This window comes from Methylobacterium sp. BI1 (assembly GCF_056680125.1).
On sequence record NZ_JBWXPR010000002.1, the window covers coordinates 1 to 20,670 of the forward strand.

Consider the following 20,670-nt stretch of genomic DNA (forward strand, 5'->3'; position numbering starts at 1 on the left):
ACAGCGCCGGAAGTGTCGCGTGAGAAGCCGGCGACGATGCTCTGGGTCCCTTTGTAATTAGTGTTAGTGGCGGACGAGTCTACCGAAAGCCAATTCTGACCGCTCGAGTTCGACGAGTCGGCCGTCGCCTTCATCTTATTTTGAATGGCGGTGATCTCGGTCTGGACCTTGGAGCGATCGACGCCGGGCTGTAGAGCAGTCTGCAGCTTAGCGCGCATGTTCTGCAAGTCAGTGATGATGCTGTTGAGGCCATTATAGGCGGTGTCAACGGCTGATGAACCCAGGCCGAGGGAGTCCTTAACTGCGCCCAAAGAAGCGTTATCTGAGCGGACCGTAGTCGCGATTGACCAGTAGGCGGCGTTGTCGGAGGCAGCCGAAACGCGCTGGCCGGTCGAGACCCGGTTGCTGGTCATGTCGAGCTGAGTGTTGATGCTCTTGAGGGTCGTCAGCGCCGTCATAGCGGCGTTATTCGTCAGAAGGCTGGTCACGGTGTCTCGATCCTAGAACGGGAGAGGAGAGGCGGAGGGACATCCGGACTCACACCGGGAAAGCAGAGCGGCATCATGCCTATAGGCCCGCAACGGGGGCCTAACCTGCTACGCACTACACCTCGGGCTCTCACCGGTTCGGCAGATCGGCATCATGCCTACAGGCCGCAAAGCCTGCTCCACCGCGCTTAGGCTGCCGCTGCGCTTCGGTAAACGCGATCATGACCGGCTCTCCGGTTCTAGGTGTAGGCCGTTATCAAGCGCTTAAGGGGCCTCCAGGGGGCAACGCGGTGGTGAATTGCGGTTAATAGACTGCTTAGAACTTTCGTTGTTGTCACCGCTTAATTGATTGGAGCCATATCCTTTTTGAGCTCAGACCGAATAGTAACAAGAACTTTCTGTAGGTTTCTTTCTTGGCATGCTCTCCAGATTTTTTTCTGTGTAGATGATGGCAGTTTTACGACACAGTCCTCTAGACAACTTTGCCAATTGTCTTTGAGCTCAGGCTCAATCATCATTTGCTGAGCATAGTAATACGCTTTCTGAAGATGTGATTTTGCTGTCTCCGCGGAAACGATCTGGCTAGGAAGCAAGAATGTATCTGCTAGCATGATTTCCATGCTGAAGGAGTCATGCGCCCTTATCAGTGCCCCATTCAGAAAGAATACTTCTCCCTTACGGATGAATGCCGTGGTCTGACTTGTCTTTGCCATGCTGTTCGCTCGCTCATAGATCTGACCGCTTATCTGCGGGTTAAATCCTGTGGAGCTTGTGCGAGCCTACCGCTGAAAGCTGTCTACCTCACGCTGGCGGTTGAGCTTGTGGGCCCAGGAACGGTCCAACCGGGAGGAGTTGGAGCACTCCTGCTCATGGTTAATGAAATCTCAACGAATGCCTTCGATGGAGGGATCATGGGGGCATCATCGGTGCCGCATCATCGTCCTCTCCGAGCGTCCGCACATGCCCAGCGACTTCAAATTGATGACCTACGCTGAGATCGCTGACTCGCTGGGCATCAACGCGGAGAGCGCCCGCAATCTCGTGCGTAGAAAGGGCTGGCGGCGGCATGACTGCGAAGGCGGGTTTAGCCGTATTTGGGTTTCCGCAATTGAACTCGCTGAGCATTCAAAGAGGGTGGTGCGGTACCGCGATCTGAATGGCCTCGACCCCGTTCCATCGACGACTGACCGCAAGCGCATCGTGGCTGCGATGGAGGAGCATGTCGCCAGCTTACGGGCAGAAATCGGCCGATTGTCCGAAATGCTGGCGGAACAGCGTTTAGAGCACGAGCAGGAGCGACGGAAGTCGACCGATCTGGCGTCCGAACTTGGAGCTGTTCGCTATATCCTAGTAGAGGTCACAGCTGAACGGGATACAGAGCGCGTTCAGGCTCGGCAGGTGGAAGCCCTGAGTGCTGTCCTCGATGTGGAAAGGAAGCATGCGGCTGAACTGCGTGAGGATCGCGACCGTTGGCGCGAGGCCGCGGCAGGACGCTTCAGTGTAAGCTGAACGGGTATCAATTGTACGGCGCGCTCAATAGCTTCCTAAACGCCACAACAGCCGTTTTCGTGGCCGGACTTGTCTAGACAATCATCGGCCTGACTATTTGTCAGCAGTGCACTTCACGGAATGGTAATTGTCTCACGCGATCTTCTCGTGGAGATGACGACTTCCGACCTCTTTCGCATCATGGCCGCAGCCTTCGCGCTCGGCGGGATCATCATGATGATGGTCCAGCCTGAGCCATCATGGAAAGGTGTGATGAGTGGAATATTTGGACTGATCATGTTTCTTGCCTGCTCGGCGATTGCTTGGCTACTACCAACAGCCGGCAGAAAGAAGAGCAGCTATGAGATTGTGAATGATGGTTTGCAGCCGAATATTCCAGGCCCAACAAAAACTAGAGAACTTCTGCCCTCACAATTACCTGAGCTTAAAAAGCATATCAACCGGCGTAGGTGGCGTGGAAAATTTAGGACTGAATAGATTTATTTCATCAGTTAGACGAGCTGCTTGGTTGCAACCAGAGCTTACTGGAGCACTTTAGTCCCACTCGATCTCCAAAGATCGCTCAAAGGCAACGTCTCCTAGTTCTTTGCCCTTATGGTCTACGACCACGACGTCCTGAAAGCCCCTCCGCCGCAGCTCCCACGTCTTCTCCATCGCTTGTTCGTCCGTGCCGCAGGCGAAGCTCATAGCCCTGCCGCTCGGATCGATCCCCTTCACTGTGAACACGACATGCTCTCCGCTCTTGGCAGAGATATGGGCTGCCGAGCGAAAGACCGCACCCTCATTTAGGACGTGGGGGAGGGCCCTGGCCGGCAAGCGCAGGTTCTTGTCTTTCCGCGAACAGGCTGACAGCGGACTTTACAGCGGCTGATAGGGCCCTCGGAACAGGTCACCTATCGCCTTACGACGAAAGAGAGTTCGCCAGCGACGGCGTTGATGTTCGGGCCGATCGTGGTTCATATGACAACGCTGGCAGAAGGCAGCGAGGTTCTTGGGCCCGTTGTTGGCGGTGTCATGATCGCGGTGCCCGGTGGCGAGAACCACGCGCGTGGTTCGCACACGCCCGAGAACATCATCCGTCCCGATCGCCAGGCAGATGAAGCGTCCGGCTCCATCACGCCAGGAGTCCGCCTCTCCATCCCACCAGCGCCCATCGCCGAGATGAAAGACGCGCTGTCCATGAGGACGGGCGCAAACCTCACAGCGCCCCTTCGCCCGCTCGAAGCGGATCACAGCCGAGAGCTCGCGCCAATCGATGGGGTAGAAGAAGCGGTGCTCGCGCCGGATCGGCATCCAAGTCAGTCCTGACGTACCGCAGCAGCTGCCGCGGCGGCCTGGCTCCGGGTACGTGCCTGAGGAAAGTAGTTGTAGAAGGTGTCCCGGCTGACCCCCAAGCGCTTGGCGATGGCCGCGATCGAGATGGTGCCCGAGTGCAGCAGGGCGCGGCCCACCTCGATGTCTGCCTCACTGAGCTTCTTCGGACGTCCCCCTTTGCGTCCTCGCGCCAGGGCCGCCTTCAGCCCCTCCATGGTGCGCTCGCGGTTGAGGTCGAGGAAGTACTCCGCCATAGCGCCGTGCATCTGCAGGGCAAAGCGTCCGTGCGCCGTGTCGCTGTCGAACTGCTCGGTGAGGGAGCGGAAGTGGACGTCGTTCTTCCGCAAGCTGTCGATGGTGCGCATCATCTCGACGAGGGAGCGACCGAGGCGATCGAGCTTCCAGACGACGAGCACGTCGCTCGGCCGCAGGTAGGCGAGCGCCGCCTCGAACTCGGGACGCTTGGTCCCAGCCTTGCCGGACTTCTTCTCCTCGAACAGGCGCTCGCACCCGGCTCGTGTTAGCGCATCGCGCTGTAGGTCGAGGTTCTGGTCGAGGGTGGAGACGCGGGCATATCCGACAAGCATGTCGGGATAGTCGCTGAAGAGGGTTTATTCCGCAATAGAAATCCGGTCATATTTTCCCGACGGAAAGAGGGTGGTTTTTGGCTGCTCGAACTGGGACCGTCGATGATGCTGGGAAAACGATCGGATACCCGACAAATCGTTCAGGTTGCTATCGATCTTGGAATGGGGCCACGGCTTGGTTCAGAACGGTTCGGTGCTAGGCAGGTGTCGAACAAGAACCACAGGAGGGGGGCCGCTCCTCTCCAATTGGCTACCCTTAGACAATGAACTGTATCGAAAAGGCGTCGTTCTTCCCTACAGACGGGGGTACTTCATGCTGCTGATTGATGACGTCCAAGCAACTGGTTGGCGCTGCTTCTTTAGAAGCACGTACATCGCGTGCCGATTTATTTCTGTGGTTGCATATGATTTTTGGAGGCATGATCCGAGCCGAACCCCAGCGCGTTTGGATCAGCGATCTAGAATTTGAAATAGCTTTTCCTAATAGATCTGTGCGTCAGATCTGCAATCGCTCTCGAATGTCGTCAGACGTGGTCAGCTCTTTACCACTCACGCCTCGTAGCATGTGCAACGAGCTTATGACGCATGTCGTTATTGCAATCTCCGTTTGTCATTCGCCACCGAATTCTCGGTAGTTCTCAGCAGCATGGCAGGGATGCACCAATTTGAGACTTGGCTTATGGTATATAAGTTGCTAAGCGGGATTTGCGGCAGCGCATCAACTTGGCAGGATAGGTTTCAATCCCAGCGATGGAAGAGAAGTCACCCGTCTTTCCCTCAGGGTCACTCGGCCGCGGATCAGATGCACTGGTAATACCGCCAGTAGGTCTCTGCACACCGTCCCGGCGCATCAGCAAGCGGAGCCTTGACATCACCATTGCCCTCGCAGCTCTGGTCCTGTTGAGTCCCCTGCTGCTCATCATCGCGATCCTGATCTGGGGAGGGGACCGTAAGGACCCTGTTTTCAGGCAGACTCGTACCGGCCGCCATGGAGCGACCTTCAGAATTTATAAGTTCCGGACAATGCGCGTGCTCGAGGATGGAGCTGTCGTTCAGCAAGCTACGAGAGACGACGTACGCGTGACAACGATCGGACGGGTGCTTCGCCGGACCAGCCTTGATGAGTTGCCTCAATTGATCAATGTGTTGAAAGGAGACATGTCCCTGGTTGGTCCGCGGCCACATGCTGTGGCTCATGACGAGTTCTATGGTCGCGAAATTCTCAGCTACCAGCACCGGTTTGCTGCTCAGCCCGGCCTAACCGGTTGGGCGCAGATTAACGGATCACGCGGCGAAACGCCGACAATTGAGCATATGCGTCGGCGGATCGCCTTAGACCTTTGGTATATCGAGAACCAGAGCCTTGCGCTCGACGTAAGCATCATAGTCCGCACAGCTTGGATCGAGTTGACCCGGCGCGCCAACGCGTACTAGGCATAACGCAAGCTTTAGAGGCTGTGCGTCGGTTTGGCGAAGCAGTCGCTGCTGTTCTGATGAAAAGTGAACACGCCCAAATATGGCAAGATCGCTCGGACATGCGCCATGAAGGGTATGTTTCTAAACATCGTGCTCGGTGGTCTACTGGGCCGGTTTTATAGCATAAACCTTTTTTGGGTATGCATACCTCTCACGGCAGTAGAAGTTCTCTACTATCGCATCATCCATCATCTATCGGCGGCAGGATGCCTGCGGCGTGGTCTGGTGCTCATTGTTGCTGCAGAATTTGCTTTTCTTCTTGGGGCACTGTTCCGTCCCTTGCGCGAGAAAAGTAGGCATGATCGTCAGGGTATAAACTGAAATAAAATGACTATTATAGTTGGAATCTCCGAATATAGTACAAATTTGTATCTTATGGATCATTTTAATTACTTATAGAACAATTGTTTAGAAGAGAACTAGATTAACGACTCGGCATCGCTCGGAAGCGTCGCGTTAAGCGCCTGAAATTTTTAGTTCTTAACCAGCCTTCCACAGCGTGCCTGTGCATCAAGTGTATGTCAGGGGTGGGTCGGATGCGGACGGCGTCTTTTGTCGGGATTACGAGCGTTTCGCCTACGCCGCCGGGGTGTTCGCTTTATCGGACGGAATGCCGTGGCGAACCTCTAGGATCGCCTCGTCGCCCCAGGCCATGATCCCCGACATGGCGAAGTCGCGACGCTTGCCGTTGTCGGGCTCGTCGGCCGTGAGGAGCCATTGCGGTTCCGGGTGCCACTCCGTCGAGCCAAACCACATCGGGCCGGGCACGATCCGCCGAACGGCCTCCTCCCCGCGCCAGTTCCGATACAGAATGCGGACAGGTCTCATTGACGTGGCGGCGGTCATAACTTGGCCTTTTCTGAAAATGTCGGGATAACGACCGGATACCCGACATTTAGTACGATAGGATAGTTGTCTTACTAAGTTGGCGATATTGATTTCGTCGCTTTGGATAGGCAAATGTGCCTGTAACCCTGATAGTCGGCGTAACCGCTCGAAGTTGAGTCGCTGTTGCTCCCTTTCGTGATAACCATAATTTCCAATTGGTCTCACATTTTAGCAGTCGGTCATGCTATCGTCCGCAGAAATTGTACTGACGCCGAAGTGCCAACAGTCCTATTGTTTCCCTAAATTCAATCATGCTCAGCGTCTCTGAAAGCCCATCGATTACGACAGCCGAACCAATCGTGTTCGGCGGCCTATTCGGATGGTTTAGTCCGGGCACGACGCGCCGCGGTGTCATCCTGTGCGGCGCAAGTGGTTTTGAGCAGCTCTCGGCGCACCGCCCTTGGCGACAGCTAGCTGATCAGATCGCGGCTTTGGGCTGTGCGACCTTGCGCTTCGACTATCCCGGCGAGGGGAACTCCACCGATGTCGGCGCCACAAGCCTGACCGCCTGGATTAATGCGATCCATCACGCCGTGCGCTTTCTGCGCGAGGAGATTGGTGTCGAACAGGTCGTTCTCGTTGGGCTTCGGCTCGGCGCAACCCTTGCCGTGCTTGCAGCTTTGGAAACCAGGGTCGATCGGCTCGCTCTGCTGGCACCCTGCTCGACGGGACGGGGCTACCTGCGCGAGGTGAAGTTGCGCGAACGGGCCATCAATGGGCTGCCGGACGGTACGGCACTCACCCAAGACCTCGGCCACCTCTCTGTCGGCGGTTTTTCGATCAAGCCAGATTTTGCCGAAGAGTTGGCAGCCATCGACATTCGCTCTGTGGCGACCCTGCCCGCTCCGCGTATCCTGATCCTTGGCGCAGAAACAGGAACGCTTGCGACCCGCTACGCCGCCCTTGGGGCTGACGTCACATCTGGAGCCCTGCCGGGCCTTGCGCAGCTTGTTGGTAATCCGCTTTTCGCCGTGGCGCCGAACATGGCCTACGAGAGAGTCGTCAGCTTCGTCTCTGAAGGCGTCGAGCCGCGTGCGTTTCAGGCAGCTCCCCTTGTTGCGTCCACACACCTGAGTGAAGCTGGCTGGTGCGAAGAGGCTGTGCGCTTCGGACCAAACCTGTTTGGGGTTCAGACAAAGCCGAAAAGTGCCGCAACAGGCGTACCAACGGTTCTGTTCATTGCGGCTGGCCTCAGTGTTCATTCGGGCTGGGGGCGCCAAGCAACCCGCATAGCCCGCACCCTGGCGGTTTCAGGAGTGCCGTCGTTGCGAGTGGACCTCGCCGGCATTGGAGACAGTCCGGATCGGCCCGATGGCACCTCGCCGATCTTCGCTGTCGACGCTTGGCATGACCTGCGTCACGCTATCGATCACCTCGATGCACAGGGCGCCGGGCCAGTGGTTCTCCTCGGGATGTGCAGCGGTGCCTACGCGGCATTTCACGCGGCTTACCATGACGACCGCGTTGCCGGCGTGGTTCTCGCCAATCTGCCCTGCTTCGACTGGCACCCTGACAACGACCTCGACGCTTACCTGCACCGGACGATCGGTGATGCCTCAACCTACGCTGCCCTGCTTGCGAGGGGCACAACTTGGCAGCGTCTCGTCACAGGGCAAATCAACGTTCGCGCCATTGGCCGTGTCCTTGCTGGCCGCGCCGTTCAATCGATCCGGCGCCGGTGGAGAGACCTGTTCCGCGCTAGGCCGCTCGGCGGCAGCGTTCCACGCAGGATTGCGGCGATGCGCCGTCGTGGGATGCAGCTAAGGCTCATCTACACGGCAGGAGATCCGGGCCTTGCTCCATTGCGGTCACAACTCGGACGTCTGCCGAGACTGATCGAGCGACGTCTCGGGGCACCGGTAACGATTTTGGCAGGGACGGACCACAACTTCAGCACCCTCGAAGCGCAAGCGAGATTAAGTGAGAACGTGCGCGAGATCATCACTGCGATCGGCACTCAGCAAGTTTCGTCACATGCGAAGCGCACCTTTTGGTAGATGCTGGACGAACGGTGGCGCTCGATGCGCGGTCCTGTGATCCGATTACGGAAGCCGATCAGCAGAAATCCTTCCTTCGCGGATTTTGCCGCAAGCCGCATCGACCGTCGGTAAAATGATCACTTTCCGGCCCGCGTCGAGCAGGAACGCGTCTGGGTTAGCGCTTCAGAAGAGGCCTCTATCCTCACCGCCGAGTAACTTCTCGATCTGGCCCATGCCTTGCACTCGGGCCTTTGCTTCGGACGGATGATCGCGATCCGATCGCTGGATCATCCTACCATGTCGCCGGATGGCCCATTGCCAGCTCCCTTCACGCCGTGGGTTCGGTTCGACCTGAAGAGTGTACGGATAGGTGTCGGTCGTTGCCTCTGTCATGCCGAAGATATGCCAGCGCCCCCGGTGAGCGTCATCCGATCAGAGTGCTCTAGAATGCCTCAGGACGGCTACCCGTCGCTGTGTACGCGACGGCACATGGCTCGCAAGGCATCATGACGGAATGACCTCCTCACTTGGCGCGTTAACTTCTCGCTAACCATACTGCCTCACGCGGGCTCTCTGGTGTGAGGAGCGCAATGATCAAAGTAGCAGAAGATGGTCTTGGCGCTTTGGAGAGGATCATCGCGAAGGCGGAGGCGCGCAGGGTTGATATGATGATCCAGATCGCCTTCCTTGAGGCGGACGATCTAAATTCGACTGAAGCGCACGCCGATTTGGCGGCCATCGAGAGGCTGCTGAAGACGATGCGTAAGCAGCGGCGCCTCCTCGAAACGAGCGTTCTTTGCAATGAGGCCGTCAGGCAGGAGGCTGGTCCGCTCCAGATTGCAGCTTAGAGCGACCGCTGGGGGCTCATGGATCTGAGTACCTGGACATGACAACGGCGCAGGGCCAAAGGCCACTGCGCCGCTAGTTGTGGTCGCCGAGGGGGGCAAAACGACGACCGACCTTTTGATGGACCCAAGCCCTCGGTAGGGATGTGCGGTCCGGCACGGTTCGGCAAAGCGCCTTACTGCCGAGATGGGTGAGAAGGCGCTCCCGCCCTTCGCCGTCACGGGACTTCGATCGTGAGAGGGCATTTTCCAATTCGGTCTCGCAGATTTGCACTCAGAGTGTGATCGTGGTGGCAACGGCAACGCCTATTGAGATCGCTGCAGCGACCAAAACGGTGCTCTTAAGGACAATCTTTCCTAGGCTGTTCATCCGTCCCAATTCAGCAGGGAAAACGTCTGCCGTGAGATACATTTGATACGGTCCTGAAGATACCTCATGCACTATCTTCAGGACGACAAACTGATATTTATTTCGCTTATGAAAATGCTAGCTTCGGTTTGATCAGCAGCATCATGCCCCTCGCGCTTTCTGCGAAGGCAACCAATGTTTCGGCCGCAATCTTCCTTGAAAAGGTGTTGGCTTCGTTCGCGGTCTCAATAGTGATTGCGACGATTGGGGCCGCGTTAATCGCGGCTTTGACACTAGCGTTGTAGGCGGCGCGTTTGGCAGGGGTCATACCCATACTCCCTAAAATCTCTGATAGGTGAGTGAGTGCCAAAGGGCACGACGCTTCGACTAGCTCATACCCACATCAGGATCAGACAAGATTTCACGGCCAGCCGCCCTTTGACGGAGACCGCGCAGACCTGATTGGATCATGCCATGAGTATCCGTATTTCTTTCGCCGCCGCTGCTTTCGCTTTAATCATTGGTGCGATTGCTTCGCCCGCATCGGCTCAGAGCTATACCGCGCCTGCTGGCATCTCGGCCGCCGCTGCGCCGGGCAGCTTCCAGAACACCCGCTCCTATGACGACATCACAACGGGCTCGATCAGCACGGCTAGCGGTGGCCAGCTTTCCGTTCGGTTGCCCGAGCTGAGGACGGATAATGACTACACACCCGGGGCTACTCGACACTACGGGCCGCGCGGTGAGCCGCTAGCGTACTGAACCTGCTACCAAGAGAAGCTGTGAGCGGCGGGGCGTGAGCCCCGCCGTTTTCGTATCGGGGGTCACGAGTGCCACTCCCGCAGCCCCGCCCATGCCTTGTCGATGATGCTTTCCCGGCGCTCAGCACGGTCAGGAGCGGCCTCGGCGACAATTCTCAGGGCAGCCTCCATGACCTCGCGTTCGCCCGCTGCTGAGGCTTCCTCGCCCTTCCGCCGGATCGCAGCTTGGAAAGCCTTCACCGCCGGTCCGGCCGTAAGCCCGCTCTCGACGGCCGCCACAAGGCGCAGCAGAGCCTCTGCGATCGGCATGATGGCCTCCTGCCACGGCGGGGCGGGCGTTGCTTCGGATCCGAGAGGTGCTGCGGAGATGGGTACGGTCGTGCGCGGTCGGATCATGGCGTCGTGCTCCTGCACTGGAAATCTTGGTTTGATGCGTGAGTGCCAAACGGCACTGCGTCCCGGCAGAGGCAGGCCTAGATCAAGGTCACCGAACAAGTCACGGCCCACCGCCATTCGACGGAGACCGCGCAAACCCAAGTTGATTGTGCCATGAACACTCGTTTTGCTTCTGCTGTTGTTGCTATTGTCCTAAGCGTTAGCGCGATTGCTTCGCCTGCTTTGGCTCAGAGCTACACAGCCCCTGCCGGCATCGCTGCCGTGGCAGCGCCTGGTGGTCTTGAGGGCCGCAGCTACGACGACATCACCACCGGCTCCATCGGCTACGGCCGCCGACACGACTCGGCCCAGGAGGGCAATGCCAACCAGCCAAACTTCGTGGTCCAGCAGTACGGCCAGACCTCTGGTGGCCCGCGGCGCTAAGCCCTCACATGATTGAGACGACTGGCGGCGGGGCGAAAGCCTCGCCGTTTTCGTGTCTGGGTTCATGCGGCTTTCCCCCTGGAAAGCCACTTTTCAGCGGCCTTGTGGGCAAGGGCGACGATCTCTTCGATCCAAGCAGCATCTGCGTTGGTGACACGGACGGAGCGTTCGAACGCCTTGAGGCGAGCCCGCTCGGCCTTGGTGAGGAAGCGGCCTCCGAACGCCTTCGGCATCGTCCAGTCGAGGGTGACGGCGTAGCCGGCAGCTCGGCTCCAGGGCTCAATTCTCTGCGTGTCCTACAGGCGCATTCCCGGCCTGTTGCAAGGCGCGAAAGGATTACGGCCCCTGGAGGTCGACGGCGGCGAGGAGCGTTTCGGAGCGGCGGCCATGAGCGCTCCATGAGGCGAAGCTTGGATAGCCCCCTTATCAAAGAATTTCTTGGGCCGCCTCTCGCATGACACGGATCCATGTGTTCATTTTACGGCGAAGCTCGATAGCTTCCGCGGTGTAACGCCCATGGCGGTACATACCGTTCTTTGAACCTTTCGGAGCACCAGGAGAACTGCCTCCATGCATTCGACACCGTCCGTTCGACATAGCAGATGAGTGGCAGGTACTTCCGCTTCGTGTTCTGGCGCCGCATCGTGGCGAGGCATGCATCGGCCTTTGCATAGGGTTGTCCGCAAGTTTCATTGAGGGCCCCTCCCCCTGGCAGACGAAGCACTGACCGATCCGACAACGGCCTGCCCGCCAGCTTCGACCGTGACGCGCTCGACCCTCACGGTCTGCTGGCCGTCACTGCGATAGCGCTTGAGCGCCTCGACCTGCGTCGTGAAGGTCCGAGCAAGCTTGTTGAAAGCACGCTCGGCCCCTTCCTGCTGAGGCAGGTTCTCCACGTGAGCCAAACGACGCGCAAACGTCATCGTTGCTAGGTGAACCGCGGCCATCTGCGATGCGAGCATTGCCTCGACCTCATCTCGCGGTTCAATCCCATCGATGACCGAAAGCACAAAGTTGATGCCCGCCTCATCAGGTTCTGACCCGTGACTAGCAACATTCGCGATTTGGCTCACGAGCCCGTTCATGAAGGGAAGGCTCACCGTGCCAAGCGCATTCATGAGATTGACTGAACCGGTCATCGGGTCTGAGTGATCAGGCTGGGTCGTGACGCCTGTTTTACCCTTGCTGACTTGAATGCGCGCCGAGGGCCGCTTGTCACTTCGTGTAATGTAGCGCGACAAGGCTACTTTTTCGGCTGGCGTTGGCTTGTACGGCTCCAGGATAGTGACTGATGAGGTTTTCGCAGGAGCCACTTTCTTTTGGGGTTTCGCCATAGATGACCTCCTTATTGCGCACTGCCACAGATGGGCAGCTGTCTACTTTATGCCCCTGATGTGTAGGTGAGGTGGATGGGGGGCATAGCTTCGCCTGGCACTGACGAAGCCTGCGACCTGACGTGCCGGAGCCGGCGTATTGGTCACATAAATCGATGGACGAAACCCTGTCGGGGAGGCCGGGGTCAGGCGGTCGGCCTTTACTCGCCGCTTCACCTCTCCCGAGGTCTGACGCGGAGCGAACCGGCTGCACATCGATCTGCAGACCTGGTTGTCTGTGGGTTTGGGGCGACCCGTTCCCACTCCTGCAGCATCCTCTGCCGCTTGTTGCCGGTGCCGTCCGGCTTTTCACGGGATCCCGGAACTGACCTGGCTAGTCACCCGGCCCGAGGCTCCGTAGGGGAGCGGGCTATCTAAGACAGACTAGACTGCTTTCGTTCTGTGTAAAGACCCTTTTTGTTCAGGTCTCGGGCAGAAGCGTAAGCTGCCGAGTCTCGTCGGCTCTCAATACCCTGTAGGGTCCTCTTTAAGGATGGACCAACGCTCCTCTTGACACTGGAATGCCACCCTTGCGCAGGAACTAACGGGTTCGACAGCCTCTTCAGCCAGTTCGCTATCGCAGCGTTCGTCCCAGCCAGCAGCCGCCTAAACTCTCGTACTGAGAGCATGCATGTACACGTCGATCTCAACGGAAAGAACGCAAGGTCTGGGCCTCCACGATCTGCGTCGCACTAGCGCCAGCCCATAACGCTTGTGCGACGTCATCCAGCGCGAAGCCGAATGCGTTACGCCGGCAAAGGGCGCCGGGCCTGTCGCCAAGCGGTTATGGCTTCCTGCCGAGCATCAAATGCGTGGCGCATCGCGGTCTCAGGTTCACCCTGAGCTTGGGGCAGGTGACCGTACAGCAGCACCCCATCTGCACCGAAGGAGCGGCCGACTTCGGTCCGCCAACGCCGATCTGCGCTCATGAAGGAGTGCTCGGTTTCAGACAGAATGCTCTGGGCCATAAACATCCCTTCCCATCGTCAACGTTCGTCATGAGAGGAACGTGCCAGTCGAGGCTTGGCACTGCCTATGCAAGGCTTAAGCATTCTTCCCGAGGATACCTTCCTCAAACTTTCACCCGCCCAGCTTCGGCTGTGGCGGGATTTTCAGGTCCTATTGCCCTGAGGGTGTGACACAGGCCCGCGTAACTTCACCCGCCTTGCACGCTTGTCGTAGCCTGCGTGGCCGGCAGTCCCTTAATAGCGGCCAGATTGAGAAACACCCCGTGAAACACCTCTTCCTCGTCGGCGTCAGCTTGTTTGCCGCGGCCCCTGCCATCGCCCAGGTCAACGCCCCGCGTCAGCCCGGAACCACTGGTACCGTGGTCGTGCAGGAGCCGAACAGCACCGGCAACGACCGTGATGTAGTCATCTCCCGCGGGGCAACGGGCGCTGATACCGTCACGACCGACTCCGCGGCGGGTGGTAATGCCAGCCGGCCCGAGCAGGCCATCCCGAACAGCAGCGCCGGTGGCAGCAGCCGCTAACGGGCGTTCTTCCACTCAACGCATCACCCGCCCGGCTCCGGCCGCGGCGGGTTTTCGTCGTCCATGGTGAGGCTTGGTGGTACCCGCCAGAGGCGTCCTGGGTTTTCCTGCTCGAACAGCTTCTGCGCTCGGGCATGAAGTTCGAGTTCAGACGATCGGATCAAAGTTAGCAGGTCTCCTGAAGGGCTCTGAGTGGCGTGTCCAAACCAAGCTGTCGAGTAGGAAGCAGTCCGGCAGCCGAAAATTGGCATCCCGAGCGCGTTCGTTCTATCGCCCGACCGAATGCGCCCGCCGCATGGCTGCGCCGGGTCTGCCTGTCTGAAGAGGATCGGAGATCGCGCTACCGATGGGCAAGGCTCTGCCGTTTCGGCAGCTTCTTGATGGGATCCGCTGGCGAACTCGTCCCCAGAGTTATCCCCTTATCCGTGGGATGCATCGCTTTGCACCCTATGCCTGATTGCCGTTGCGGCCCGGGCTTATCCTTAGGGTGGGAGGCGCCTCCTGCACGCCCGCCTCTGCGCATCCAGGCCTGCCATTCGCGGTTGATGATGCGGACGAAGTTCGGGCTGTTCTTTCGGCCTTGGTGCCGGCGCTCCTCAATCGTCAGCAGGCCATCGCCCGCAGCAAGACGCAGAGCGCCCTGTGCCAAGCGCCGGCAAACACCGGCTCGGGCGGCAATGGCGTCGATGCAGAGGCTGCAGACGCCCTTCGCCGCGACCTCGTCCCCAATGATGCGCAGGACCGCCCTCTGGCCTTCCGTGAAGCGGGCGGCGAGCTGTGGCGGCAAGGGACCCGAGCAGGCCAGCAGGCGGCGCCTCTCCAGGGATGCCACCTTATCGGGGCTCCTGAGGCTTCTGCGCGGCGGGAACAGGCTAACGCGCCCTGCCGGTATGCCGACCGGCTGGATGCCCTCTCGGATCGCGCTACGGCGCCCGTGGAGCCGTTCGGCGAGGATCTGAGCCTCGTGGTCGCCTAAAGCGCCCGACCCGTGCCCCTGCCAGAGCTGACGCGACAGCTCGTCCATCTGCGCGAGCGTTCGCGCGCCATCGATCGCGGCCTGCATGGCGGCATGAAACATCGGTCCCGGTCCCTGCTTGGGCCGCGGCAAAGCAGGGGGATCGGCCAGAGCCGTCCCCGTCAAAAGGCAAAGCGCCATCGTTTCGGGAAGCGATCCCGATTGACACCTGACCGGTGTTATGATGTCTGGGGAGTTGGAAACGGTCTCCACAGACCCATCGATTTCGACGGCCTCACCCTTGCCGGGGTGAGGCCGTTGGCGTTTTGGGCTTAGGTCTTTCTCGCGGCACTAATCCCTGATGGTTGTCGGCTTACGACTCGTCCCGGAGGGCGAGCGCAGCCAGACACGCCATGTCGCGTGGCCGGCATGGTTAAGTCAACGGTAGGATCTGCCCGAACCGTCACCACCAGGAAGCCAGGTCCCTATGACGAGCGATGACAGCGGCGCCCAGGATCGGCGCGAAACGAAAGCTGCGAAGCATCTGGAAAGGGCCCGTGCTGGGGGCGAAGCACGGGCTGAATATGACGCGAACCAGCAGGCCACCGAGGACAAGACGGTGCGGCTGAGAGCTCTTCGGCTCGAGAAAGAGAAAGCGGAGAAGGAGCGCTAGTTCAGCCTTGCGGACGCCTGCTCGTCGCGGTCGCAACTCGCCGTATCAGGGGCAAAGCGCGCGAGGCGGCGCAAGCTCGCTTCGCTGAGACCACCAGCATTCGCGAAGGTCGTCAGCGCGACGCTGACCAACATCTCGGCCTCCTCCTTCGACATCTCGGTACCATACATGACGCTGGCAACGCCACGGGTCGCCTGGACCGCTTTGCGGAAGGCTTCATCGCCTCTCAGGTCATCGTGCCGGGTCATGACATCCCTATATCTCGGGGCATCCTACGCCAGACACCCGCTGTACTGGCAATAACTCACCTTATTGCAGCCAAGGTTCGGAACGTCATTGACGCACGCAATCTCAAAACAATTTAAATATTCCCGCAGATTGAACCTTTCGATCTGCCAAATCTATATCAGGGGATCACTTATTTCGGACAGATGACATGTGGTATCTTTATGGCTTCGTCCTGCTCGCAGGCGTCGCCAACGCTGTTCAGGCTGGACAGAACGGGGCGCTGTCGAAAGGGCTCGCCCAGTCGCTGACTGCCGGTCTCGTGGTCGTTGCAGGTACAGCCACCTGTATCCTTGTCGTCGGCCTGCTCACAGGGCGCCTGACATGGCCCTCCCTCGACCAAGCGGTTCAGATGCCTTGGTGGGCCTGGTTCGGCGGCCTCATGGGTGGTGGCATCATCCTCGCCCAGTTCTTCATCGCTCGGCAGATCGGCGCAGCCGCCTTCCTCGGGATGTTCGTCACGGCCGGCGTGGTCACCTCGATCCTGCTGGATCATTTCGGCTGGGTTGGCTTCGATCAGCACCGAGCCGGCCTGGGGCGCATCGTGGGTGCCATCCTGATGATCGGTGGCGTGGCGCTCGTCGGTCTCTGCTAAGCCCTGAAGCAGATCAGCCAGCCAGGGCCCGCATCTCCGGCGCACCCTCCCTGAGGGCGTAGCCACGGCCCCAGACGGTCTCGATGTAGTTCTTGCCACCCGACGCGTTGGCCAGCTTGCGTCGCAGCTTGCAGATGAAGACGTCGATGATCTTCAGCTCGGGCTCGTCCATGCCGCCGTAGAGATGGTTGAGGATCATTTCCTTCGTGAGCGTCGTGCCTTTGCGCAGGGCAAGGAGCTCTAGTAGCCCGTACTCCTTGCCCGTGAGATTGATGCGGTTCCCGGCAACGCTGGTGGTTTTCTCATCGAGGTTCACGACGAGATCATCGGTGGTGATAACCGACTGGGCGTGGCCCTTCGAGCGGCGGACGATCGCCTGGATGCGAGCGACGAGTTCGTCCTTGTGGAAGGGCTTGGTCAGGTAGTCGTCGGCACCAAAGCCAAGGCCCTTCACCTTGTCCTCTATGCCGGCCATGCCGGAGAGGATCAGGATGGGCGTCTTGATCTTCGAGGCCCGCAGCGTGCGCAGCACCTCGTACCCTGAGATGTCGGGCAGCGTCAGGTCGAGCAGGATGATGTCGTAGTCGTAGAGCTTGCCGAGATCGATCCCCTCCTCACCGAGATCGGTGGTGTAGGTGTTGAAGCGCTCGGACTTGAGCATCAGCTCGATGCTCTGCGCGACAGAGGCGTCGTCCTCAATCAGCAGCACGCGCATGGGCCAGGATCCTCCGAAAGTTGAAGCATCCTGAAGGGGCATCGGCAACAAACGGTTAAGGTTCGTCGATTGCTTGGCACCCGGCTGCGACCATCGTCGGACGGTACCGTGCTAACTTACGGTCACGCTTGAGACATTCGGTTTCAACGATCGGGAAGAGCGGCGGAACGTCTGCGACCGCGCCGCAACATGGTTAACGGAGCGTTTCAGTTCGCGGATTGTTCCCGTTGTGGAAAACCCCCGAACCGGTCAGTTTCGCCCTTGAAGCGGGGCACATCATGCAAATTCAAGCCGGGGAGCGGCTGCGTCTCACACTGTGGGGCGCAGGGTGCCGCGCTATGGTCAGTCTGAATACCTACGGTGTGACGCAACCGGCTTTGATCGGAACGGACCCAGCCGAGGACGGCTTCACCTACGATGTGACGTCCTGGCTGCACGACGGAAGCAACACGCTGACCCTCGTGCTGATGGGAGAGGCTGGTGAGGCGCCGTTCCGGATGATCGTGTCCCAGGATGGACAGCCGGACTGGACCTTGGATGAGGCAGACTTTCTGCCCCTGGGGACCCCCTGGCGCCTCTGGACGATGTCGATCAAGCGTGAGGCGCCGAGGGCGAGCGTTCCGGCATGCGAGCAAGCGCCCGAGACCTTTCAGATCATCGTCGGAGGTCGGCCGCCTGGTCCCCTGGGTCTAGGCAGATCCTTACGCACTGACCAAAGCATGGCACCCGCTTCATTCATCAGCATGGCGACACCGGACCAACCCGTCAGGGCGACTTCTGTCTGACGTATGGCTTGCGTGATGGCCTGTGCACCATTCACGGCCTCAATCCAGGCGTGAGTGGTCTCAACGGATCCTGTGCCGTCCTTGGAGCGACGCAGAACACGGAGCTGGTAGCACGGCATGAACTGGTTTGCCCGAAGTTACCTGTGAGAGTGCATAAAACCTACGCATTTGCAATGACATAGACGACGTCTGCTGCCAAAACACAGCTTCAGTCTGCACTCATGCAGTTTGGGCTTCCGCTACCCCAAGATACGTCTGATACAAAGGCTGCTTGGATCTGCTGCACGAACGTTAGAAGTGGCGCTTCAAGCCTAACAGCCGACCTGAAGTTTCAACCGAGATGCGTTCCCTGTCGCTTCAGATTGCGTCCTCGCGAGCGCGTTTGGGCTCAACGACGACCTCGGTGCGAAGTCGGTTTCCGATCACTGCAGCAGCCTTGAGGCCGGCGTCCAGCGCCCCGGCTTCATTTTGGTAGTCAGGCCGCGAACGAACGATCAAGACCCGATTTGCCCCTCGGTAGATAGCCCACGCCCACAGTGTCGGTTCGCTACCGATGGCTTCTGCTCGAACCCTCAATGGCTGGCTCGGATCGAAGGGTGTGCCGCGTTCTGCCTCATGCTCAGCCGACAAGGACAGCAGCCTTAAGCTGCACTCAGACGCTTGGTGTTGGCCGCCACGTGCTCCCGGTAACGGGCGATCACGGTCTCTGGCGAGCCACACATCATCAGGGTGCTCGTTGCCTCGATCGCGGCGTCGATCTTCTCGGCCACCATGGACTGCATCTCGTCCCGGCCCTCTCGGCCGCCCCAAGCCAAGCGCACCAGCCGCAGCTCAATGACCTTCTGAGCCTCGAAGGCCAGCAGCATCGTCGATAGGAAGGGATTGTACACGGCACACTCCTCGCCGCGTTGGATGCGACAGAGGTTCAACCTCACTGGTTTGCCGAATGATCCCTGTCCTAGGTTCACGCGCCCTGCACAGTCCCAGCAGAGCAACAAAAAACAACGGCCACAGAGGCTGGAACAAGGTGCGCGTACATCCGGCGTCACCCTATCCCGGCATCGTGGCCGCATCCGATCGGGCTGTAGAACCGGGATCGGTATAACCCTGGGATGGGGTCGTTATGTTTAATGTTCAATGAAGCAGCCCCCGCCGCCCGATCTGCTCACGGGCTGGCGGGGTTGGGTCGTCCATCTCTCATGCGAGCCGGTACGCAACTTGGCTCGTAGGTAGGATGCCTGAGGGCGGTTAGCTGGTTCTGAAGAGTAACGAAGCGCGAAGGATCCAGAACGGGAATGGACTACCCCCTTGGTCGGGATTGCAGCAGGAGGTTGCCTGGTGTCCCTGTGACCCATGATCAAATCTGAACTGATCCTCCGCGTCGCAGCGCAAAACCCGCAGCTCTCCGAGAGGACTGTCGAGGCCGTCGTGAGCACGATCCTAGATCGGATCTCAGGTGCATTGGCAACGGGCGGCCGGGTGGAGCTGCGCGGGATCGGAATCTTTTCGCTGAACGTACTTGGCGCGCGGAAAGGGCGTAATCCGAAGACGGGAGCGCTGGTGTCGATTACCGAGAGGAAAAAAATCAACTTCAAGCCTGGCAAAGATATGCAGCGTCGCTTGAATGAACCCGAGACGCACATCACGCCCAACCTTGGAAGCGACGCCCAGTGGCAGTCTCGTTGGCTTGGCAGAGGCCCAGCGCCCACTCAGCGGCGAGTGTAACGTCATGTGATGATGATTAAGCGCGGATCGAAGGATGACGCGCGGCGGATCGCTACCAGGATGGGAGCCTGCCGACGCTGCGAGCGGCGTTGCGCGACACTCGGCCGCCTGAACGCTGGTCACGAGCAGCCGCCGGCCGTCTTTCGTAGGCGCAGGCAACACTGTTCTTGGGCACGCCTTCGGTTCTAACCGTCAAGCCGCGCCCCTATCGGTTCGGAGATGCCGTGACGCAGACCGTGCGCCGTGCCCGCCGGTACGATGGTCCGGCCTTCGATATGTGGCGTCCGAGGATCAGCCGGGCGCGATTGAGCCCTGGCAGGCTGTTACCGCCATCCGGCCTGACACCCCTTATTCGCGCTCTCTGCGCGTCCTCGATGGCATGGGCGAGGCGTTCGCGGCCCTCTCTCTGATTTGCGATGGTCTCGTCGTTGTCGGCCTCTCCACGCTCGCCTAATTTTTCCCGAGACCCGCAAGCGCTGAACCCCTGAAACACTGAAGACCGGAAACCATGATTATGCGCAATCCCTTCGCCCGCGTTGCTCGCCCCGCCGCTGCCCGTCCAACCCTGCGCGACTGGGCTGCGGCCCTTAAGGCTTCGACCTCGCGCGTCATCCGCTGCAAGCCGGTGGACGCCGCCCCGGTGCTGGCCGCTGTCCAGGCTGATGCCGTGCGCGAGGCGCGGAGGCGCATTCCTGCTGATGATTGGGAGCAGAAGGCTCGCCTTGGGACGCTGGCGCAGGACACGATTGAGAACGGCGACAAGGGCGCAATGCTGGCCTTCGCCCGCGATCTTCAGGTGATGGGCTGATCCGATGAGCAACGTTCACTCCTTCACCCCTCGTCGCCCTGCACCCCTCCCCTCGGCGCCGCAAGTGCTCTCAGAGGCCGAGTTTCGGCGTCAGATTGAGGAAGCGGCGCAAGCCGCCCTCCACACCGCCGATCGGCTGATTGCCCTCCTCGACCGGAGTGAGGGCGACACCGACCGACAGGACGGCGCCGACGCTGAACCGTCCCTCGGTGCCCCTGAAAACCATCACGCCTCGCAAGTCATCTGGTT

Annotated in this window: 30 protein-coding genes; 14 read left to right on the forward strand and 16 right to left on the reverse strand. The window is 59.5% G+C overall.

Annotation, left to right across the window (positions count from 1 at the left end; translation table 11 throughout):
- Together AC1MGR_RS24535 and AC1MGR_RS24540 are read right to left on the reverse strand one after the other, a co-directional pair.
- The coding region (locus AC1MGR_RS24535) for a flagellin N-terminal helical domain-containing protein (RefSeq protein ID WP_480234936.1) at positions 1–488 on the reverse strand (488 nt) is incomplete at its 3' end.
- A gap of 341 nt (positions 489–829) precedes the next feature.
- Positions 830–1,201 carry a flagellar biosynthesis repressor FlbT gene (locus tag AC1MGR_RS24540; protein ID WP_480234937.1) on the reverse strand — a complete coding sequence of 124 codons (372 nt, stop codon included), beginning with the start codon at positions 1,199–1,201 and terminating at the stop codon, positions 830–832.
- Between the two features lie 247 nt (positions 1,202–1,448).
- Between AC1MGR_RS24540 and AC1MGR_RS24545 the strand changes: the two genes are divergently transcribed.
- Complete coding sequence (locus tag AC1MGR_RS24545; RefSeq protein WP_480234938.1) at positions 1,449–1,997, forward strand: hypothetical protein; 549 nt, start codon at positions 1,449–1,451, stop codon at positions 1,995–1,997.
- A 153-nt stretch (positions 1,998–2,150) separates the two neighbouring features.
- On the forward strand, positions 2,151–2,474 hold the full coding sequence (locus AC1MGR_RS24550; protein ID WP_480234939.1) for a hypothetical protein: 324 nt from the start codon (positions 2,151–2,153) through the stop codon (positions 2,472–2,474).
- 57 nt (positions 2,475–2,531) lie between these two features.
- Here AC1MGR_RS24550 and AC1MGR_RS24555 read toward each other — a convergent pair whose 3' ends face one another.
- The 3 genes from AC1MGR_RS24555 to AC1MGR_RS24565 form a co-directional block, all read right to left on the reverse strand.
- Positions 2,532–2,723 (reverse strand): hypothetical protein, encoded by a 192-nt coding sequence (locus tag AC1MGR_RS24555; RefSeq protein WP_480234940.1) that lies wholly within the window; start codon positions 2,721–2,723, stop codon positions 2,532–2,534.
- Positions 2,724–2,855: 132 nt separating this feature from the next.
- Positions 2,856–3,290: a hypothetical protein gene (locus AC1MGR_RS24560; protein WP_480234941.1), complete on the reverse strand. Its 435-nt coding sequence runs from the start codon at positions 3,288–3,290 to the stop codon at positions 2,856–2,858.
- 5 nt (positions 3,291–3,295) lie between these two features.
- Positions 3,296–3,898: a recombinase family protein gene (locus AC1MGR_RS24565; RefSeq protein ID WP_480234942.1), complete on the reverse strand. Its 603-nt coding sequence runs from the start codon at positions 3,896–3,898 to the stop codon at positions 3,296–3,298.
- A gap of 750 nt (positions 3,899–4,648) precedes the next feature.
- On the opposite strand from AC1MGR_RS24565, the gene AC1MGR_RS24570 reads away from it, so the two are divergent.
- Both AC1MGR_RS24570 and AC1MGR_RS24575 read left to right on the forward strand, forming a co-directional pair.
- Positions 4,649–5,332, forward strand: coding sequence for a sugar transferase (locus AC1MGR_RS24570; RefSeq protein ID WP_480234943.1), 684 nt, complete (start codon positions 4,649–4,651; stop codon positions 5,330–5,332).
- 108 nt (positions 5,333–5,440) lie between these two features.
- Positions 5,441–5,695: a hypothetical protein gene (locus tag AC1MGR_RS24575; RefSeq protein ID WP_480234944.1), complete on the forward strand. Its 255-nt coding sequence runs from the start codon at positions 5,441–5,443 to the stop codon at positions 5,693–5,695.
- A 255-nt stretch (positions 5,696–5,950) separates the two neighbouring features.
- On the opposite strand, the gene AC1MGR_RS24580 is transcribed toward AC1MGR_RS24575, so the two are convergent.
- Entirely contained in the window at positions 5,951–6,220 is a 270-nt protein-coding gene (locus AC1MGR_RS24580) for a hypothetical protein (protein WP_480234945.1), read from the reverse strand.
- A gap of 293 nt (positions 6,221–6,513) precedes the next feature.
- Between AC1MGR_RS24580 and AC1MGR_RS24585 the strand changes: the two genes are divergently transcribed.
- Positions 6,514–8,259 (forward strand): alpha/beta fold hydrolase, encoded by a 1,746-nt coding sequence (locus AC1MGR_RS24585; protein WP_480234946.1) that lies wholly within the window; start codon positions 6,514–6,516, stop codon positions 8,257–8,259.
- Between the two features lie 572 nt (positions 8,260–8,831).
- Positions 8,832–9,089, forward strand: a complete 258-nt coding sequence (locus AC1MGR_RS24590) for a hypothetical protein (protein ID WP_480234947.1) — start codon at positions 8,832–8,834, stop codon at positions 9,087–9,089.
- Between the two features lie 473 nt (positions 9,090–9,562).
- On the opposite strand, the gene AC1MGR_RS24595 is transcribed toward AC1MGR_RS24590, so the two are convergent.
- Positions 9,563–9,763 (reverse strand): hypothetical protein, encoded by a 201-nt coding sequence (locus tag AC1MGR_RS24595; protein ID WP_480234948.1) that lies wholly within the window; start codon positions 9,761–9,763, stop codon positions 9,563–9,565.
- A 146-nt stretch (positions 9,764–9,909) separates the two neighbouring features.
- On the opposite strand from AC1MGR_RS24595, the gene AC1MGR_RS24600 reads away from it, so the two are divergent.
- The gene (locus tag AC1MGR_RS24600) at positions 9,910–10,197 is read left to right on the forward strand and encodes a hypothetical protein (protein ID WP_480234949.1); all 288 of its coding nucleotides are present in this window, start codon (positions 9,910–9,912) and stop codon (positions 10,195–10,197) included.
- Between the two features lie 62 nt (positions 10,198–10,259).
- On the opposite strand, the gene AC1MGR_RS24605 is transcribed toward AC1MGR_RS24600, so the two are convergent.
- Positions 10,260–10,505: a hypothetical protein gene (locus tag AC1MGR_RS24605; RefSeq protein ID WP_480234950.1), complete on the reverse strand. Its 246-nt coding sequence runs from the start codon at positions 10,503–10,505 to the stop codon at positions 10,260–10,262.
- Positions 10,506–10,853: 348 nt separating this feature from the next.
- On the opposite strand from AC1MGR_RS24605, the gene AC1MGR_RS24610 reads away from it, so the two are divergent.
- Positions 10,854–11,015 (forward strand): hypothetical protein, encoded by a 162-nt coding sequence (locus AC1MGR_RS24610; RefSeq protein ID WP_480234951.1) that lies wholly within the window; start codon positions 10,854–10,856, stop codon positions 11,013–11,015.
- Positions 11,016–11,077: 62 nt separating this feature from the next.
- Here the strand turns inward: AC1MGR_RS24610 and AC1MGR_RS24615 are convergent, their stop codons facing one another.
- From AC1MGR_RS24615 to AC1MGR_RS24625, 3 genes are all read right to left on the reverse strand, one after another.
- Complete coding sequence (locus tag AC1MGR_RS24615) at positions 11,078–11,248, reverse strand: hypothetical protein (RefSeq protein ID WP_480234952.1); 171 nt, start codon at positions 11,246–11,248, stop codon at positions 11,078–11,080.
- A 193-nt stretch (positions 11,249–11,441) separates the two neighbouring features.
- A complete protein-coding gene (locus AC1MGR_RS24620) occupies positions 11,442–11,708 on the reverse strand; it encodes an HGGxSTG domain-containing protein (RefSeq protein ID WP_480234953.1) in 267 nt (88 codons plus the stop codon).
- Entirely contained in the window at positions 11,705–12,349 is a 645-nt protein-coding gene (locus AC1MGR_RS24625) for a hypothetical protein (protein WP_480234954.1), read from the reverse strand. The genes AC1MGR_RS24620 and AC1MGR_RS24625 overlap by 4 nt, the downstream gene beginning before the upstream one ends.
- A gap of 1,270 nt (positions 12,350–13,619) precedes the next feature.
- Between AC1MGR_RS24625 and AC1MGR_RS24630 the strand changes: the two genes are divergently transcribed.
- Positions 13,620–13,880, forward strand: a complete 261-nt coding sequence (locus AC1MGR_RS24630; RefSeq protein WP_480234955.1) for a hypothetical protein — start codon at positions 13,620–13,622, stop codon at positions 13,878–13,880.
- A gap of 340 nt (positions 13,881–14,220) precedes the next feature.
- Here AC1MGR_RS24630 and AC1MGR_RS24635 read toward each other — a convergent pair whose 3' ends face one another.
- Positions 14,221–14,958 (reverse strand): hypothetical protein, encoded by a 738-nt coding sequence (locus AC1MGR_RS24635; RefSeq protein WP_480234956.1) that lies wholly within the window; start codon positions 14,956–14,958, stop codon positions 14,221–14,223.
- A gap of 364 nt (positions 14,959–15,322) precedes the next feature.
- Between AC1MGR_RS24635 and AC1MGR_RS24640 the strand changes: the two genes are divergently transcribed.
- Positions 15,323–15,508: a hypothetical protein gene (locus AC1MGR_RS24640; RefSeq protein ID WP_480234957.1), complete on the forward strand. Its 186-nt coding sequence runs from the start codon at positions 15,323–15,325 to the stop codon at positions 15,506–15,508.
- On the opposite strand, the gene AC1MGR_RS24645 is transcribed toward AC1MGR_RS24640, so the two are convergent.
- The gene (locus tag AC1MGR_RS24645) at positions 15,505–15,756 is read right to left on the reverse strand and encodes a hypothetical protein (protein ID WP_480234958.1); all 252 of its coding nucleotides are present in this window, start codon (positions 15,754–15,756) and stop codon (positions 15,505–15,507) included. The two genes, AC1MGR_RS24640 and AC1MGR_RS24645, sit on opposite strands and share 4 nt — an antisense overlap.
- A gap of 188 nt (positions 15,757–15,944) precedes the next feature.
- On the opposite strand from AC1MGR_RS24645, the gene AC1MGR_RS24650 reads away from it, so the two are divergent.
- Positions 15,945–16,388, forward strand: coding sequence for a DMT family transporter (locus tag AC1MGR_RS24650; RefSeq protein ID WP_480234959.1), 444 nt, complete (start codon positions 15,945–15,947; stop codon positions 16,386–16,388).
- A 13-nt stretch (positions 16,389–16,401) separates the two neighbouring features.
- Here AC1MGR_RS24650 and ctrA read toward each other — a convergent pair whose 3' ends face one another.
- The gene (ctrA, locus tag AC1MGR_RS24655) at positions 16,402–17,103 is read right to left on the reverse strand and encodes a response regulator transcription factor CtrA (RefSeq protein ID WP_480234960.1); all 702 of its coding nucleotides are present in this window, start codon (positions 17,101–17,103) and stop codon (positions 16,402–16,404) included.
- A 227-nt stretch (positions 17,104–17,330) separates the two neighbouring features.
- Between ctrA and AC1MGR_RS24660 the strand changes: the two genes are divergently transcribed.
- A complete protein-coding gene (locus AC1MGR_RS24660) occupies positions 17,331–17,888 on the forward strand; it encodes a hypothetical protein (RefSeq protein WP_480234961.1) in 558 nt (185 codons plus the stop codon).
- A gap of 641 nt (positions 17,889–18,529) precedes the next feature.
- Here AC1MGR_RS24660 and AC1MGR_RS24665 read toward each other — a convergent pair.
- On the reverse strand, positions 18,530–18,778 hold the full coding sequence (locus AC1MGR_RS24665) for a hypothetical protein (RefSeq protein WP_480234962.1): 249 nt from the start codon (positions 18,776–18,778) through the stop codon (positions 18,530–18,532).
- A gap of 463 nt (positions 18,779–19,241) precedes the next feature.
- On the opposite strand from AC1MGR_RS24665, the gene AC1MGR_RS24670 reads away from it, so the two are divergent.
- Both AC1MGR_RS24670 and AC1MGR_RS24675 read left to right on the forward strand, forming a co-directional pair.
- Positions 19,242–19,613, forward strand: a complete 372-nt coding sequence (locus tag AC1MGR_RS24670; protein ID WP_480234963.1) for an HU family DNA-binding protein — start codon at positions 19,242–19,244, stop codon at positions 19,611–19,613.
- Positions 19,614–20,127: 514 nt separating this feature from the next.
- A complete protein-coding gene (locus tag AC1MGR_RS24675; protein ID WP_480234964.1) occupies positions 20,128–20,421 on the forward strand; it encodes a hypothetical protein in 294 nt (97 codons plus the stop codon).
- Positions 20,422–20,491: 70 nt separating this feature from the next.
- Here AC1MGR_RS24675 and AC1MGR_RS24680 read toward each other — a convergent pair whose 3' ends face one another.
- On the reverse strand, positions 20,492–20,647 hold the full coding sequence (locus tag AC1MGR_RS24680) for a hypothetical protein (protein WP_480234965.1): 156 nt from the start codon (positions 20,645–20,647) through the stop codon (positions 20,492–20,494).
- Between the last annotated feature and the right edge of the window lie 23 nt (positions 20,648–20,670).

What these genes read in the sequence shown, in the direction of transcription:
- AC1MGR_RS24585 (WP_480234946.1), top strand. Translation starts at nt 6,514, where the DNA reads ATGCTCAGCGTCTCTGAAAGCCCATCGATTACGACAGCCGAACCAATC.
- AC1MGR_RS24675 (WP_480234964.1), top strand. Translation starts at nt 20,128, where the DNA reads ATGCGCAATCCCTTCGCCCGCGTTGCTCGCCCCGCCGCTGCCCGTCCA.
- AC1MGR_RS24650 (WP_480234959.1), top strand. Translation starts at nt 15,945, where the DNA reads ATGTGGTATCTTTATGGCTTCGTCCTGCTCGCAGGCGTCGCCAACGCT.
- AC1MGR_RS24580 (WP_480234945.1), bottom strand. Translation starts at nt 6,220, where the DNA reads ATGACCGCCGCCACGTCAATGAGACCTGTCCGCATTCTGTATCGGAAC.
- AC1MGR_RS24570 (WP_480234943.1), top strand. Translation starts at nt 4,649, where the DNA reads ATGGAAGAGAAGTCACCCGTCTTTCCCTCAGGGTCACTCGGCCGCGGA.
- AC1MGR_RS24550 (WP_480234939.1), top strand. Translation starts at nt 2,151, where the DNA reads ATGACGACTTCCGACCTCTTTCGCATCATGGCCGCAGCCTTCGCGCTC.
- AC1MGR_RS24560 (WP_480234941.1), bottom strand. Translation starts at nt 3,290, where the DNA reads ATGCCGATCCGGCGCGAGCACCGCTTCTTCTACCCCATCGATTGGCGC.
- AC1MGR_RS24565 (WP_480234942.1), bottom strand. Translation starts at nt 3,898, where the DNA reads ATGCTTGTCGGATATGCCCGCGTCTCCACCCTCGACCAGAACCTCGAC.
- AC1MGR_RS24575 (WP_480234944.1), top strand. Translation starts at nt 5,441, where the DNA reads ATGAAGGGTATGTTTCTAAACATCGTGCTCGGTGGTCTACTGGGCCGG.
- AC1MGR_RS24640 (WP_480234957.1), top strand. Translation starts at nt 15,323, where the DNA reads ATGACGAGCGATGACAGCGGCGCCCAGGATCGGCGCGAAACGAAAGCT.
- AC1MGR_RS24625 (WP_480234954.1), bottom strand. Translation starts at nt 12,349, where the DNA reads ATGGCGAAACCCCAAAAGAAAGTGGCTCCTGCGAAAACCTCATCAGTC.
- AC1MGR_RS24680 (WP_480234965.1), bottom strand. Translation starts at nt 20,647, where the DNA reads ATGGTTTTCAGGGGCACCGAGGGACGGTTCAGCGTCGGCGCCGTCCTG.
- AC1MGR_RS24545 (WP_480234938.1), top strand. Translation starts at nt 1,449, where the DNA reads ATGCCCAGCGACTTCAAATTGATGACCTACGCTGAGATCGCTGACTCG.
- AC1MGR_RS24600 (WP_480234949.1), top strand. Translation starts at nt 9,910, where the DNA reads ATGAGTATCCGTATTTCTTTCGCCGCCGCTGCTTTCGCTTTAATCATT.
- AC1MGR_RS24670 (WP_480234963.1), top strand. Translation starts at nt 19,242, where the DNA reads ATGATCAAATCTGAACTGATCCTCCGCGTCGCAGCGCAAAACCCGCAG.
- AC1MGR_RS24595 (WP_480234948.1), bottom strand. Translation starts at nt 9,763, where the DNA reads ATGACCCCTGCCAAACGCGCCGCCTACAACGCTAGTGTCAAAGCCGCG.
- AC1MGR_RS24590 (WP_480234947.1), top strand. Translation starts at nt 8,832, where the DNA reads ATGATCAAAGTAGCAGAAGATGGTCTTGGCGCTTTGGAGAGGATCATC.
- AC1MGR_RS24635 (WP_480234956.1), bottom strand. Translation starts at nt 14,958, where the DNA reads ATGTTTCATGCCGCCATGCAGGCCGCGATCGATGGCGCGCGAACGCTC.
- AC1MGR_RS24615 (WP_480234952.1), bottom strand. Translation starts at nt 11,248, where the DNA reads ATGCCGAAGGCGTTCGGAGGCCGCTTCCTCACCAAGGCCGAGCGGGCT.
- AC1MGR_RS24605 (WP_480234950.1), bottom strand. Translation starts at nt 10,505, where the DNA reads ATGCCGATCGCAGAGGCTCTGCTGCGCCTTGTGGCGGCCGTCGAGAGC.
- AC1MGR_RS24540 (WP_480234937.1), bottom strand. Translation starts at nt 1,201, where the DNA reads ATGGCAAAGACAAGTCAGACCACGGCATTCATCCGTAAGGGAGAAGTA.
- ctrA (WP_480234960.1), bottom strand. Translation starts at nt 17,103, where the DNA reads ATGCGCGTGCTGCTGATTGAGGACGACGCCTCTGTCGCGCAGAGCATC.
- AC1MGR_RS24620 (WP_480234953.1), bottom strand. Translation starts at nt 11,708, where the DNA reads ATGAAACTTGCGGACAACCCTATGCAAAGGCCGATGCATGCCTCGCCA.
- AC1MGR_RS24645 (WP_480234958.1), bottom strand. Translation starts at nt 15,756, where the DNA reads ATGACCCGGCACGATGACCTGAGAGGCGATGAAGCCTTCCGCAAAGCG.